This is a genomic window from Photorhabdus caribbeanensis, assembly GCF_018448885.1.
GTDB lineage: Bacteria > Pseudomonadota > Gammaproteobacteria > Enterobacterales > Enterobacteriaceae > Photorhabdus > Photorhabdus caribbeanensis.
In genome coordinates this window covers 1-13,504 of the sequence record NZ_RCWB01000026.1, presented here as the reverse complement: position 1 = coordinate 13,504, position 13,504 = coordinate 1, and the positions used below count along the sequence as shown (strand labels likewise).

13 protein-coding genes are annotated in these 13,504 nt (G+C 45.9%); 1 reads left to right on the top strand and 12 read right to left on the bottom strand.

The features are described 5' to 3' along the window. Positions 1 to 10 precede the first annotated feature (10 nt). The 10 genes from hpaX to EAE90_RS16220 all read right to left on the bottom strand — a co-directional run bounded on the left by hpaX (position 11) and on the right by EAE90_RS16220 (position 10,003). Complete coding sequence (gene hpaX, locus EAE90_RS16265) at positions 11 to 1,387, bottom strand: 4-hydroxyphenylacetate permease (protein ID WP_214054352.1); 1,377 nt, start codon at positions 1,385 to 1,387, stop codon at positions 11 to 13. Positions 1,388 to 1,485: 98 nt separating this feature from the next. Beyond that, entirely contained in the window at positions 1,486 to 2,292 is an 807-nt protein-coding gene (gene hpaI, locus EAE90_RS16260; protein WP_214054351.1) for a 4-hydroxy-2-oxoheptanedioate aldolase, read from the bottom strand. A gap of 10 nt (positions 2,293 to 2,302) precedes the next feature. Then, positions 2,303 to 3,106 (bottom strand): 2-oxo-hept-4-ene-1,7-dioate hydratase, encoded by an 804-nt coding sequence (gene hpaH / locus EAE90_RS16255; protein ID WP_214054350.1) that lies wholly within the window; start codon positions 3,104 to 3,106, stop codon positions 2,303 to 2,305. A 4-nt stretch (positions 3,107 to 3,110) separates the two neighbouring features. Then, positions 3,111 to 4,583 (bottom strand): NAD-dependent succinate-semialdehyde dehydrogenase, encoded by a 1,473-nt coding sequence (locus tag EAE90_RS16250; protein WP_214054349.1) that lies wholly within the window; start codon positions 4,581 to 4,583, stop codon positions 3,111 to 3,113. Further along, positions 4,573 to 5,802, bottom strand: coding sequence for a Bcr/CflA family multidrug efflux MFS transporter (locus EAE90_RS16245; protein ID WP_214054348.1), 1,230 nt, complete (start codon positions 5,800 to 5,802; stop codon positions 4,573 to 4,575). Before EAE90_RS16245 ends, EAE90_RS16250 begins: the two co-directional genes overlap by 11 nt. A 2-nt stretch (positions 5,803 to 5,804) precedes the next feature. After that, positions 5,805 to 6,191, bottom strand: coding sequence for a 5-carboxymethyl-2-hydroxymuconate Delta-isomerase (locus EAE90_RS16240; protein WP_036779306.1), 387 nt, complete (start codon positions 6,189 to 6,191; stop codon positions 5,805 to 5,807). Positions 6,192 to 6,194: 3 nt separating this feature from the next. Further along, positions 6,195 to 7,082: a 3,4-dihydroxyphenylacetate 2,3-dioxygenase gene (gene hpaD, locus EAE90_RS16235; protein ID WP_036779308.1), complete on the bottom strand. Its 888-nt coding sequence runs from the start codon at positions 7,080 to 7,082 to the stop codon at positions 6,195 to 6,197. Between the two features lie 64 nt (positions 7,083 to 7,146). Continuing rightward, positions 7,147 to 8,613, bottom strand: coding sequence for a 5-carboxymethyl-2-hydroxymuconate semialdehyde dehydrogenase (gene hpaE / locus EAE90_RS16230; protein ID WP_214054347.1), 1,467 nt, complete (start codon positions 8,611 to 8,613; stop codon positions 7,147 to 7,149). Next, positions 8,613 to 9,374: a fumarylacetoacetate hydrolase family protein gene (locus EAE90_RS16225; protein ID WP_214054346.1), complete on the bottom strand. Its 762-nt coding sequence runs from the start codon at positions 9,372 to 9,374 to the stop codon at positions 8,613 to 8,615. Before EAE90_RS16225 ends, hpaE begins: the two co-directional genes overlap by 1 nt. Beyond that, positions 9,371 to 10,003 (bottom strand): fumarylacetoacetate hydrolase family protein, encoded by a 633-nt coding sequence (locus tag EAE90_RS16220; RefSeq protein ID WP_214054345.1) that lies wholly within the window; start codon positions 10,001 to 10,003, stop codon positions 9,371 to 9,373. The genes EAE90_RS16225 and EAE90_RS16220 overlap by 4 nt, the downstream gene beginning before the upstream one ends. A gap of 502 nt (positions 10,004 to 10,505) precedes the next feature. Here EAE90_RS16220 and hpaR point away from each other — a divergent pair. Continuing rightward, positions 10,506 to 10,952 carry a homoprotocatechuate degradation operon regulator HpaR gene (hpaR, locus tag EAE90_RS16215; RefSeq protein WP_214054344.1) on the top strand — a complete coding sequence of 149 codons (447 nt, stop codon included), beginning with the start codon at positions 10,506 to 10,508 and terminating at the stop codon, positions 10,950 to 10,952. Positions 10,953 to 11,028: 76 nt separating this feature from the next. Here hpaR and EAE90_RS16210 read toward each other — a convergent pair whose 3' ends face one another. Together EAE90_RS16210 and EAE90_RS16205 are read right to left on the bottom strand one after the other, a co-directional pair. Further along, positions 11,029 to 11,772 carry a 4'-phosphopantetheinyl transferase family protein gene (locus tag EAE90_RS16210; RefSeq protein ID WP_214054343.1) on the bottom strand — a complete coding sequence of 248 codons (744 nt, stop codon included), beginning with the start codon at positions 11,770 to 11,772 and terminating at the stop codon, positions 11,029 to 11,031. 45 nt (positions 11,773 to 11,817) lie between these two features. Continuing rightward, positions 11,818 to 12,828: a fimbrial protein gene (locus EAE90_RS16205; protein ID WP_214054342.1), complete on the bottom strand. Its 1,011-nt coding sequence runs from the start codon at positions 12,826 to 12,828 to the stop codon at positions 11,818 to 11,820. Positions 12,829 to 13,504: the final 676 nt, after the last annotated feature.

The window sequence follows — 13,504 nt, the reverse complement described above, 5'->3', positions numbered from 1 at the left end:
TTTATTGAAATTACTGCGTTGTTCTCTGTCTGGCGTGTTTCATTGGGATCAGCCAGATAATCGCTGCGCCAATGACCAATAACCCAGCAACGAAATAGAGGCCGGTATTAAAACTCCCGGTCTGATCTTTCAGCCAGCCGATTAATAACGGGCTGAGTGCCGAACCTATGTTGCCTGTAGCGCTAATAACCGCAATGCCGATCGCTCTTGCGCGTAAGCTGATAGCTTGATCCGGCGTGGTCCAGAAGACCGCCATTGCGGTAAATGAGCCGGTTGAAGCCATAATAATCCCGATGAGCTGAATGACGCTGTGGTTGGTCAATGAGGTCAGTATCCAGCCCGCGGCGGCGAACAGATAGGGTAGCGCTGTATGCATTTTGCGTTCTTGTAGTCGGTCTGAACGGCGACTCCAGTAAACCATTCCGATGATGGTACAAAACTGAGGAATGGCGGTCAGAATGCCGATCATGACGTTACTGCTGCCCTGATTGAAACTTTGCACAATCTGTGGCGTCCAGATATTAATCGCACTCAAGGTATTGGTAAGGCAGAAGTAGGCCAGGGTATACATCAGCATGATCGGCGCGAAAATTTCACGCCATATGCTGGGTTTTGGCATGGCCTGATGAGTTGATGAGTTTGTCGGTTGAACCTGAGCTGGCTGGTCGTTATCCATCATCTCTTGTAAGCATTTTTTGTCTTCATCTGTCAGCCAGTTAGCGCGTTTTGGCGAATCATCAAGATAGAACCAAACGACAATTCCTAGTAGCACCGAAGGAAAACCTTCCAGTAGGAATAACCATTGCCAGCCGTGAAGGTTCAGCAGGCCATCCATTTCCAGAATATAACCGGAAGCCAGAGAACCAAATGCCATCGTCACCGGCATTGCCACCATAAACAGCGCATTGGCGCGGGCACGATAGTAAGCTGGGAACCAGTAAGTCAGATATAGCAGGATACCCGGCACGAAACCTGCCTCGGCGATACCGACCAGCATACGCAAGATATACAAGCTGGTTGGTCCGGTGGCGAACATGGTGGCAGTGGAGGAGATCCCCCAAAGCACCATGATAGTCGCTATCCAGCGTCGCGCCCCGACGATGCTGAGCATGATATTGCTAGGAATACCGAAAATGACATAAGTGGCATAGAACAGCGTTGCCGCCAGACCGAACATGGTTGCGTTTAGTCCAAGATCTTTACCCATTGTCAGGCCGGCAAACCCGATATTGATTCGATCCAGAAACGAGAATACAAATAAGACGAATAGGAAAATAATCAGGCGACGGAATAGTTTGTTAATGACGGATTGCTGTTGTGCCGTGAGTTGCTTATGTTGAGCAGCGGGATTGCCCGGCTGTTGCGCAGCGGTTGATGAATCGCTCATTGTCATTTTCCTTAATTGCTTTTTTATTTGTATTACATGGTCATGGCAAATCAAAAGGTTATCGGGTAAATCGGTTGTTAATGTTGTACTGGTTGAGATTAATAAACATCAGATAAAGGCGCTGCCGGAGAGTCTTTATTCGCATTAAATCTTGCAGCTAGCGCTTCCGCTGTCCGAGCCAATAAAGTGGTGTCGATACCAACAGCAACAAATAGTGCGCCGAGTTTCAGGTAATGCTCGGCAACATTGGGGGCTGACATCAGAATGCCCGGCGCTTTACCCGCCGCTTTGATTTGAGCGATTGCCTGTTCAATTGCAGCTTTCACTTCAGGATGTTGCGGATTATTGGCAAAGCCCATATCGGAACTCAGATCCGCCGGACCGATAAAGACACCATCCACACCTTCTACTTTGAGGATCTCTGGTAGGTTACGGAGTGCTTCACGGGTTTCTACCTGAACCAGAACGCAAATTTCATCGTTGGCGCGATGGAGATAATCAGGAATTCTGTTCCAGTGAGAGGCTCTTGCCAGAGCGCTACCCACGCCACGGATACCCGCTGGTGGATAACGGGTTGCGCGAACCGCTTCATAAGCCTGCTCAGCGTTTTGTATCATGGGGATTAATAAAGTTTGGGCGCCGATATCCAGCAGTTGTTTAATGATAACCAGATCATTCCAGGGCGGGCGCACAATGGGATGACTTGGATAAGGGGCGATGGCTTGCAATTGGCTTAAAATCGTCTGAACATCGTTCGGTGCATGTTCGCCATCGATAAGTAGCCAGTCGAAACCGGCTCCGGCCACTAATTCAGCGCTATAGGGGTTACAAAGCCCCAACCATAAACCGATTTGTGGCTGGCCTGCTTTTAATGCCTGTTTAAATTTATTGGTTAACCGATCCATATTTTTCTCCTTAAACAAAACGGCAACTGATAGCACCGATGGGGCCGTAATCCACATGGAAGGTATCCCCTTTATTGGCTGGAACCGGGCGGGTAAAAGAGCCGCTGAGGATAATTTGCCCTGCTTCAAGTTGAACGCCATGTGGGGCCAGTTTGTTTGCCAACCATGCAACACCATTAGCAGGATGATTAAGTACCGCCGCCGCGACGCCGGATTCTTCAATCACGCCATTGCGATAGAGCAAGGCGCTGATCCAACGCAGATCAAACTGATCAGGTTTAATCGGACGGCCGCCCATAATGACGCCGCCGTTGGCGGCATTGTCAGAAATCGTATCGAACACTTTGCGTGGACGCTTGGTTTCCGGATCGATGTTATGGCAACGGGCATCGATCAATTCCAACGCAGGAATGATGTAATCGGTTGCATTGTAAACATCAAACAGGGTGCAGTTCGGGCCACGCAAAGGTTTTGCCAGGATAAATGCCAGTTCGACCTCAATACGGGGCACAATAAAGCGATCGCATGGAATATCACTACCATCAGGAAAAAACATATCGTCCAGCAGAGCGCCATAGTCCGGCTCGCTGATTTGTGAACTGGCTTGCATCGCTTTTGAGGTCAGACCAATTTTATGGCCTTTGAGTACGCGGCCTTCGGCAATTTTCAACTCCACCCAGTGACGCTGAATAGCATAAGCATCATCGATGGTGATTTCAGGGTAATCCAATGAGATCTGGCGTATTTGTTCACGGCTTTTTTCTGCCTGATGCAGACGATGTGCAACCTGTGATACGACTTCTTTCTGTAACATGCGGTTAAACTCCTGTGTCCTCGATGCCGCCAAAGCAGAGGTATTTCACTTCCAGATAATCTTCGATGCCGTAACGTGAACCTTCACGCCCCAAACCCGATTGTTTAATGCCGCCAAATGGGGCGACTTCATTAGAGATCAAACCTTCATTGATCCCGACCATGCCGCTCTCCAGCGCTTCTGCTACACGGTAGATCCGGCCGATATCGCGGGAATAAAAATAAGCTGCCAGACCAAATTCAGTATCATTTGCCAGATGGATGGCTTCTGCTTCATCACGGAATTTGAACAGTGGCGCGATAGGTCCGAATGTTTCTTCTTGAGAGATAAGCATGGATTCGTTGACATCAGCCAATACGGTAGGTTCGAAGAACAGACCACCCAGAGCGTGGGGTTTACCCCCTGCTAATATGCGTGCGCCGTGGGAAATGGCATCACTGATGTGTTCCTCGACTTTATCGACGGCGGCTTGATTGATCAGTGGGCCTTGTTGTGATTTGGCGTCGCTGGCCGGGCCAACCTGCAACCGATTAACGGCTTGTGCCAGACGTTCGGCGAAGACGTCATAAATGGTTTCCTGAACCAAAATTCGGTTAGCGCAAACACAGGTTTGACCGCTGTTGCGGAATTTAGCTATCAGCGCCCCCTGTACAGCGGCATCAATATCGGCATCGTCAAAAACGATAAATGGCGCATTGCCGCCCAATTCCAGCGATAGCTTTTTCACGGTATCGGCACTTTGTGCCATCAATAGCTTGCCGATGCGGGTTGAGCCAGTAAAAGAGAGCTTGCGAACAATCGGGCTTTGGGTCAAAACACCACCGATGGTTTTTGCATCGACGCCAGTCACCACGTTGAATACCCCCGCAGGAATGCCGGCTTGCTCCGCTAGCGCAGCCAGAGCCAGAGCTGAAAGTGGGGTTTCTGAGGCGGGTTTTAGGATTACCGTGCAGCCCGCAGCCAGAGCAGGGCCGACCTTGCGGGTGATCATGGCATTGGGGAAGTTCCACGGTGTGATGGCCGCCACAACGCCGATAGGTTGTTTGATCGTGACGATCCGTCGGCCTGGCATCGGGCTTGGAATAGTTTCACCGTAGGTGCGTTTACCTTCTTCCGCAAACCATTCGATGAAACTGGCGCCATAAGCGATCTCGCCCATAGCTTCTGTCTGCGACTTCCCTTGTTCCCGGCTCAACAGTTCAGCCAGTGCTTGTTGATTTGCCATTATTAACTGAAACCAGCGTTGCAGAATCTGGCTGCGTTGCTTGGCTGTCATTGCTCGCCAGGCAGGCAGGGCTTGCTGAGCGGCTTCAATTGCGCGTTCTGTTTCAGCCGCCCCCATATTACTGACGTGGGCAATAACTTCACCATTTGCCGGGTTAGTCACCTTAAACGTTGCCTGGTTGTCGGCATTAACCCACTGCCCGTTGATATAAGCTTGTTGACGCAGTAATTCTGTATTTACATTATTTGTCATGATTTTTTTCTCCTAAAGACACTTGTGTGAGAGGTTTTCTCTGGTAGAAAGTGGCTAGTTGTTGGCATAACCAACACAATCCAGCACAAACTGTCATTACAAGGGCCATAGCAAAAGGGGTTTCATCTTGTAGTAAAGAGACGGCAACACTGGCGAACGCCGCCATACCGAATTGTGCGGAAATAGCGAGCGCACTGGCGCTACCGGCAAGTTGACCGCGATGTTGAAGTAATAAAGCGAGGCTGTTAGTACCAATGGCATTAACCAGCGAGATAAACAATACGACCAAAATGACGACCACAGTCAGACTTTGCTGATAAAAGATAACCAGTAAGATGCCAAACAGTAATTGAGCACTGGTTTGGATAAATAACAGACGAGAAACATCGTAGACTTTTAGTAAACGGACATTAAGCAGCACTATTGCTATCATGCCTAGCGCATTACAGGCGAACAGTAAGCCGTAGTAATTCGCCGGAACCTGAAAGTAATTGATATAGACGAAAGGGGAACCACTGATGAATGCGAACATGGCGGCACAAGTGAATGCCAATGTGCCGATAGTCGCCATCGCTTCACCATCAGTCAGTAACTTGCCGTAATTTTTAAACGCGGTGATAAGTTTTCCGCTGTTACTCTGAGCAGGCAGCGTTTCTGGCAAGAAAAATAGTAATAATATTCCACTGATACAACCGAACAGGCTCAATAGCGTAAATATGGCCTGCCAATTGAAATAGGTTAACAATAAGCCACCGAGTAATGGGGCGATAAGCGGCGCTATCATGGTCACTAAAGTCATGAGTGATAGCACGCGCGGTAATTCCTGTGGGCCATAGATATCACGGGCGATAGCTCTGCCCATGACCACCGCGGCGCCGCTGCCAAATGCCTGTAATGCGCGCAGTAAAATCAGGTGCTCAACTTGCGTCGCCAAGGTACACAACGCACTGGCAACGACAAATAATGCGATACCGCTAAGCAGCAGTTTTCTTCGTCCTAAATGGTCGCTCAGTGGGCCGTATAACAGCATGCCAATACAGAAACCGGCGAAAAATACGCCTAAAGTATGTTGCATCTGCCCTTGTGTCGCCTGTAATTGCCTTGCCATTTCCGGCAAGGCTGGCAGGTACATATCAATCGACAGAGGCCCGAAGGCCACTAGCGCACCTAATAAAGGAATTAACCAACGAGGAGGATGCTGATGAAAAGACTTCGGCATCACTACTCCTTACGAAACAAGGCATGGACGTTGTTTTGTTTGTAGTTCAATACCGGATCTAATTCTTCCATCGTAAAAGAGAGGGCAAGGTAACGTTGCGCCATCAGCGAGGCAAAATGTTGTTTGATCAGAGGAAACAGTATCTCACCAACCTGTTGACGGCTTTCAAGGCTGCGTCCTGCGCCGATTTTTAGTGTCATATGGACGAATGCGTAATCGTGTTTACCATCAGCCATTTGCCAGGTATCTAGCCAGATGGCGCGGCTGCGTATGCCGCCTAATGGGAAAATGCCGGTATCCGCCAGCGCCTGATTCACTTTGGCAAACAACTCTGGCAAATTGGCTTGTTCGCGGATGTTTTCTGTACATTCAGCATAAAAATGTGGCATAGGTTACTCCAAATCAGGGGATAGACTGTTATTGGCGATGTAATCAGGTAGCGGGAATACGGCGTTGACTTGTCCGGTGCCGGAACTGGCAAACAGTTCGGTCAGAAATTCCACTTTACCGTCATATTTATCCCAACCGAGTAGACCTAATAGCATCACTGTGTCGTGCATATTGCCTTCGCCATAACAATAATCTGCATATTCCGGCAGCATCTTGCAGAACTCTTTGAATTTGCCCTCTTTCCAGAGCTGAACCACCCGATGATCCATCTGTTCGTCGAATTCTCGGGTGTAGCTGTTCATGCCCTCTTCGGCACGCTGATCATCAATAAAACGGTGAGAAAGGGAACCGCTGGCGAGTACAGCAACGGTGCCGTCATATTTTTCAATCGCTTTCAGAATCGCTTCCCCAAGACGACGACTGTCTTCAAAAGCATGGACAGTACAGAATGCGGAGATTGAGACGACTTTAAAATGCCGGTCACTATTCATGTAACGCATCGGTACCAGCGTGCCGTACTCCAGTTTCAGGCTTGGGATTTCATGCGCCTGAGCGCGTACGCCGACACTGCGCGCCTCTTCTGCGATCATTTGTCCCAATTCAGGATTACCGTCATATTCATAACTCATATCCCGGATGAAGTGGGGTAATTCATTACTGGTGTAAATGCCGGAGAAATGGTCGGCGCAATTGATGTGATAGGCACTATTCACCAGCCAATGCGTATCAAACACAATAATGGTATCGACCCCCATTTCGCGACAACGGCGGCTAATCTCTTTGTGACCATCAATGGCTCCCTGACGGCAACCATGATGCTTTCCCGGTAGTTCAGACAGATACATGGATGGCACATGTGTAATTTTGGCTGCTAACGCTAACTTACCCATAAAATCCTCATTTGATATCAGGACGGCGAACCGGAATTCGCCGTGGTTAACGCTGATGAAACGGTTATACCCCCCAACGTGGGATATGATGATCCCCCATAGAGATACAGACGTTTTTCATCTCAGCAAACACTTCGAAACTGTATTCACCGCCTTCACGGCCGGTGCCGGAGGCTTTCACGCCGCCGAATGGTTGACGCAGGTCACGAACGTTCTGGGTGTTGACGAATACCATGCCGGCTTCAATATTACGGGCCAGACGCAATACCTTGCTGACATCCTGCGTCCAGATATAAGAAGCCAGACCGTACTCCACATCATTTGCCAGACGCAGACCTTCTGCTTCATCCTTGAATGGCAACAGGCAGGCGACAGGGCCGAAGATCTCCTCCTGAGCCACCCGCATACGGTTATCAACATCCGCCAGAACCGTTGGGCGTAGGAAATTGCCCTCTTTTAGGTGTGCCGGTAAATCAATCGGTTTATCTGGGCCGCCAGCCAGCAGCGTAGCGCCTTCTTCTACCCCCAGACGGATGTAACCGGAGACTTTCTCCCAATGCGGTTTGCTGATAAGTGCGCCGATCTGAGTGTTTGGATCTTGTGGATCGCCAACCCGTAAACGATTAGCGCGTTCAGCAAAACGTTTAATAAACTCAGGGTAGATACTTTCCTGAATAAAAATACGTGAACCTGCGGTACAACGTTCACCGTTGATAGAGAAAATGGTGAACAGGGCGGCATCCAGTGCTCGCTCAATATCCGCATCTTCAAAGATCAGAACTGGAGATTTCCCCCCTAGCTCCATTGAATATTTTTTCAGGCCGGCATTTTTCATAATCTGACGACCGGTCACGGTGCCGCCGGTAAATGAAACTGCGCGTACATCGTGATGTTTCACCAGCGCGTCACCCGCGGTAGCGCCATATCCCTGAACCACATTCAGCACACCGGCAGGGATACCGGCTTCTAGCGCCAATTCTCCTAAACGGTTTGCGGTTAATGGAGAAAGTTCTGACATTTTCAGTACTGCGGTGTTACCTAGTGCTAAACAGGGAGCAACCTTCCAGGTAGCGGTCATAAATGGCACGTTCCACGGAGAAATCAGCGCACAAACGCCAACGGGTTGCACCAGTGTGTAGTTGAGCATCTTGTCATCGACGGGATAGGTATGACCGTTCATTTGCTGACAAATTTCAGCAAAGAAGTTGAAGTTGTGAGAAGCGCGTGGAATCAGGACATTTTGTGTTTGGTGAATGGGCAGCCCGGTATCTTTGGTTTCCATTGCGGCGATTTCAGGCACATTCTCATCAATCAAATCACCCAAACGGCGCATCAGACGCGCACGCTCTTTCATCGGCAGATCTGCCCATTTTGGGAATGCTTCCTTGGCGGCGGCGACGGCTTGATCAATCTCTTCCTGACCACCGGCAGCGACTTCAGCCAGCACTTCGCCGGTAGCAGGATTTGTGGTTTCAAAATAGGTTTTACTGCTGACGTTTTTGCCGTTGATCCAATGGTTAATCATGGTCATTACAAACTCTCCTCATACTCTTGCTGGCTGACAATACGGTTGACCAGACGCCCAACACCTTCAACTTCAACAATAACTTCATCTCCCGGCACCACATCGGATAACCCTTTTGGCGTACCGGTGGCGATCATGTCTCCCGGTTGCAACGTCATAAAGTCGCTTAGATAAGTGATCAAAAATGGAATATTGAAGATCAGATCAGCGGTTGTACCGCGTTGACGTAATTCACCATTAACCCAGGTGCTTAATGTCAGATTATGCGGATCGGGTACATCTTCTTTATCGACGAACCACGGACCGATGGGAGTCAATGTATCGCGGCTTTTTACCCGGAGATTAGGACGATAGTAGTTTTCCAGATAGTCACGGATGGCGTAATCGTTGCAGACAGTGTATCCGGCAACGTAATCCATAGCGTGTTCTTTGGCGACTTTGTGGGCGGTTTTGCCAATAACAACCACCAGCTCAGCTTCATAATGCATGTATTCCACATGATCAGGACGAACGGAAACCTGACGATGACCGGTCAGCGTATTGGCGGCCTTGATAAAAACCAGCGGTTCTTCGGGGGGCTTAAATTCCAGCTCAGTGGCGTGATCAGCATAATTTAAACCGAGGGCAAACAGGGTACCGTTTGCGGGGGGCAGCCACTGAACAGATTCGCTGCTGATTTTGCTGCCATCTGGCAGGCAAACATTTTCCTGTTCGTCGACAGTCACGAGCAAATCGCAACCTTGATAGTGAACTCTTGCGTGTTTCATGCTTTTTCTCCCGCTTGCACAACCTGATTTTCCAGTGATGGGAAACCTACCGCCAGAATAACAACCTTGTCGCCCGGTTTGATAACAACACGTTGGTGTGGAGTCCCAAGCAGGATCACATCTCCCTCTTTGAGAGTTGCGAAATCACTTAATGCTGCAACTAATTCCGTGGCTGAACGCACCAGATCGGCTGTTGACCAGCGATCGACTTCCTGGCCATTGATTTCGGTGATGATATCTAACGCATCAATTGATTCAGGATGAGCCATTTGGCCTATAGGGCAAAAACCATCACGACACTTCGCTTTTATTGCCGGACGATAGAAAGCGGTTTCTGGCAGGCTGACTTCATTCGCTAATGCATAACCTGCGATATATTCGGCCGCATTTTCAATGGCAACTTTGCGGGCGGTTTTACCTATTATTAATGCCAGCGTTGCACCGCTTTGAACCTCTTCACCTACAGGATGGGGAATCGCTTCACCGGAGGTGATAACGGTATTCCGTGGTTTAATAAACCACACCGGTGTTTTAGGTAAGGTGTTATAAGGTGCTTGCTGAAATGAGTCATGCCAGCAATCTATCTGGCTCTGATGGTTGAGGGCTACGGCGAAGACAGTGCCTTTCATTAACGATTCCTCATGAACTTAAACGGGTGGTTTTAAGATGCATTTATTAATATATTAATAAACTACAAAGCGCATTGTTGCAATATGTTAATGTGCTTGTTAATTTTAATTGTGATCTCAGTAACAATATCGCTGCTAAATTTATTTTTTATCGTTATTAATCAATTATTTATTATTTTTATGGATAAAGGGATTCCTTCTGCATTAACCTTTTATTAACTTGATTTTCAGAGTTTATTTTTATTTACTTATTAATATTTTTATGATTTTTTCTTTGTGGTTGATTGAGGGACGTGCTAGTCTTTTTATTGTAGTTATAGAGCGTATTGTAGTTATAGAGTGAGATAGTACTCTCAACAGAGAGTAAATCAGTGATTAACTGTCTATCCCAATAGGCGTTATTGTTGCAGGCCATTCTTATGAATGAACGTATTTATTGCAAACAATGGCAAATAAAATAGCCTAATTAGGATAGGCTCTAAGATAAGAGCCTTCATTACCCATGCATGAATCTCTGACAATTGCATTACTTCAGGCGCGAGAAACCGCGATGGGTTTTTTTCGCCCAATCCTTAAGAGTCATAATTTGACTGAACAGCAGTGGCGTATTATCCGCGTACTGTCTGATAATCGGTCGATTGATTTTTATGATTTATCTTGCCAAACCTGTATTCTTCGCCCAAGTTTGACTGGGATATTGACTCGCATGGAGCGTGATGGCTTGATCTTTCGTCTTAAGCCGATGAATGATCAGCGCAAACTTTATGTTTCTTTAACACCGGATGGTCAGAAACTTTATGAAAAGGCGAAAGAGCAAGTGGAACAGGGATATCAGGCTATTGAAAAAGCCTTTTCGCCGGAAAAACTGGTTCAGCTTTCAGCTTTGTTGGAAGAATTAATTGCTGTGGGCAATAACTCACTGATAAATACAGGAAAGGATATTAAATAAATAGCATTTTTATTGAAAATGATGGTAATGAATAATAGTGAAATTGCTGAGCAAAATCAGCAATTATCATTTTAGGCTATTGAATAATTAACGTTAATATTTCCTGTGGGTAGATAATAAATTGCCCACGAAATATTGTACCTGTTGGGTAATGATGGCTGAGAGTTTCCCGCAACACTAATGTTATTTCATTATTTTCTAGGGATAGGGCAGTAATTTCAGCCGCTTCAAAGCCAAAGAATTTTTTTACTTGTGGATAGAGCGCTTTATACAAGCTCTCTTTTACAGAGAAAGCAAGGGTAAACGCTTGTTCAAGTGGTAAATGACAATGTTTTAGCAGTTGAATTTCCCTGTCATTCACAATCATTTTTGTGATTTCATCCATATTTTGACGGTCGACGATAGCTTCTACATCAACACCAATTAATCGGTTATGAGTTTGCGGTGCAGCCAGCACAATTGCACAATAAGTTGAATGAGAAACAGAACCGCAAATACCTGCCGGCCAGATTGGCGCGCGATCATGACCAGAGATCAAATTAAATTCAGGTTGCCCTAATTGCGCTAAAAGTTGTCTGGCGCAATAACGCGCTGCCAGATATTCAGCCCGCCGTTTCTTGACGGCTTTAGTTAATGTGTCAGGGAAGGGGAGATTTAATTGATTGAACAATTCATCCTGATAATGCGAAAGTTCAAAGTGAGCTTGCCAGAAATGCACTTGGGGATGTTTAATAACCGTTCCATACTCGATTTGAGTCATAAATCCACTGTCATATTTGGGCAGTGATGCTTGATTGGCGTGTATAACTGTTTGTTCCATGTTGATTATCCAGATAAGAGAATGCTACACAGTTTATACTTAATATCACTCATATTGAACGGTAAAATGTGCTGTGGCATTAGCTTTTCCACCTGTTATTCTATCATCGGTCTGATAATAGCGGGCAGTGAAAGGTAAATTATAACGAGAATGCCTGTCAGAATGACCGACAACAAATGGTTTCCCAATAGGAACGGGAGTTCCCATATATAAGATTTGTACACCAACCCCTTTTGCTGTATTTGTTGCATTAGCTCTGTTTAATTGAATAATACTCTCTGGGGCGCCACTGATTGTTCTTGCTGAAAATGTAATTGTAGGTTCGATTTTTTCTGTGCATTCAATACCGATATTAAAATCAGCATGGCCGGCAGTTGTTCCCTTTCCTTTAAACGAAGAACTATAAACATCATGAAATCTAACGGTTTGATCACCAGATAGCGCCATGCAACCTTGAGCAGTAACACGATATCTTGTTTTGTTTCTTATTGTTATTAGACGGATGCCGTTCGATGTTTGTAATAGGGAAATTATTCCAGCATGCAATGATTTTCCCGATTTAATTGCGCCTTCTTTATAGAGATAAACATCAATATCACCGATATCTTTCCAGGTGATTTTTTTCTTTTCTGGCGGGTAATAGATATAACTTCTGCCATCTGCTGTGGGATATTTCATATTATTTAAGTTACCGGTAGGAGCAACAAAATATAAATAGAGATTCTCTATACCTGTTGTTAACTTTCCGGTTCCATGCTCCGTACTACCTGCCATGCCAGGATAAACACTTTCACCAAAAACCAAATATCCGTTGTCATCACATGAAAAAATAGGGTCATTTATATTGAGCCCCATACTGCTGGCTAATTGTTCAGCACTGAATCTGGCGACATGAATGCTTTTAGTGTTTGATGTATTTAAGTTTAATTTAAGTGAAGTTAAATCAAAATATACAGTGCCGCTACTCGTTGTGGACTCTGAAATACAAGCAGCATGTATTTTATTGATATTGAAAAGTAAAACAGCAGAAATTAATAACCGTAAATAAGATTTCATATCTATGCCTGTTGAGATTTATTCTTAATTACTGACAACATGAATTATTAATAAAATAATGAAGTGAGAGTGGCGCTACTATCTTCCCCGTATACCCGTTATCTTTCAAGTTGCCTCTTTGTTGGCTGCACTCACTCACCCCGGTCACATAGTTAGCTATGCTCTCGGGGATTCGCTCCCTTGCCGTCGCGATCCATCTTGAAATCCATAGGGTATATAAATTATTAGTGAAATTAATATGGCAGATTTATTTATCGTCTAAATCAGGTGTTAATTCTGCTGTATTACTAACATCACTGATGAAAATTTCTCTTTTTTCATGTTGTCGTGATGTTAATAATTTAAGTTAAATTGGATGATTTGTAAAGCTATTTGTATTCAATTGTAAAATGAATTGTTGCATTAGCTTTTCCGCCGGTTACTTTATCATCTATTTGGTAGTAGTGGGCAGTAAGCGGTAAATAATAAAGATCTTTTTCACCTCCCCATTCAGTTATAGCAAGAGATGTATCCATATCAACAGGGTTATTGTTATGTAACAATTGAACACAGGGCGGGATTCCACTTTGTATTTAATTTAATCAAAGATAAGTTGACTACGGAATTCCCCTGACCAAATGGCTCTTCGACGTTTAGCCGCCTGACTGTCTTTTATACTGGTATTCTGTTTAATCAC

Bases quoted from the DNA above. Each gene is read 5' to 3' on its own strand.
- hpaX (WP_214054352.1), bottom strand. From the start codon at position 1,387: ATGAGCGATTCATCAACCGCTGCGCAACAGCCGGGCAATCCCGCTGCT.
- hpaI (WP_214054351.1), bottom strand. From the start codon at position 2,292: ATGGATCGGTTAACCAATAAATTTAAACAGGCATTAAAAGCAGGCCAG.
- hpaH (WP_214054350.1), bottom strand. From the start codon at position 3,106: ATGTTACAGAAAGAAGTCGTATCACAGGTTGCACATCGTCTGCATCAG.
- EAE90_RS16250 (WP_214054349.1), bottom strand. From the start codon at position 4,583: ATGACAAATAATGTAAATACAGAATTACTGCGTCAACAAGCTTATATC.
- EAE90_RS16245 (WP_214054348.1), bottom strand. From the start codon at position 5,802: ATGCCGAAGTCTTTTCATCAGCATCCTCCTCGTTGGTTAATTCCTTTA.
- EAE90_RS16240 (WP_036779306.1), bottom strand. From the start codon at position 6,191: ATGCCACATTTTTATGCTGAATGTACAGAAAACATCCGCGAACAAGCC.
- hpaD (WP_036779308.1), bottom strand. From the start codon at position 7,082: ATGGGTAAGTTAGCGTTAGCAGCCAAAATTACACATGTGCCATCCATG.
- hpaE (WP_214054347.1), bottom strand. From the start codon at position 8,613: ATGACCATGATTAACCATTGGATCAACGGCAAAAACGTCAGCAGTAAA.
- EAE90_RS16225 (WP_214054346.1), bottom strand. From the start codon at position 9,374: ATGAAACACGCAAGAGTTCACTATCAAGGTTGCGATTTGCTCGTGACT.
- EAE90_RS16220 (WP_214054345.1), bottom strand. From the start codon at position 10,003: ATGAAAGGCACTGTCTTCGCCGTAGCCCTCAACCATCAGAGCCAGATA.
- hpaR (WP_214054344.1), top strand. From the start codon at position 10,506: ATGCATGAATCTCTGACAATTGCATTACTTCAGGCGCGAGAAACCGCG.
- EAE90_RS16210 (WP_214054343.1), bottom strand. From the start codon at position 11,772: ATGGAACAAACAGTTATACACGCCAATCAAGCATCACTGCCCAAATAT.
- EAE90_RS16205 (WP_214054342.1), bottom strand. From the start codon at position 12,828: ATGAAATCTTATTTACGGTTATTAATTTCTGCTGTTTTACTTTTCAAT.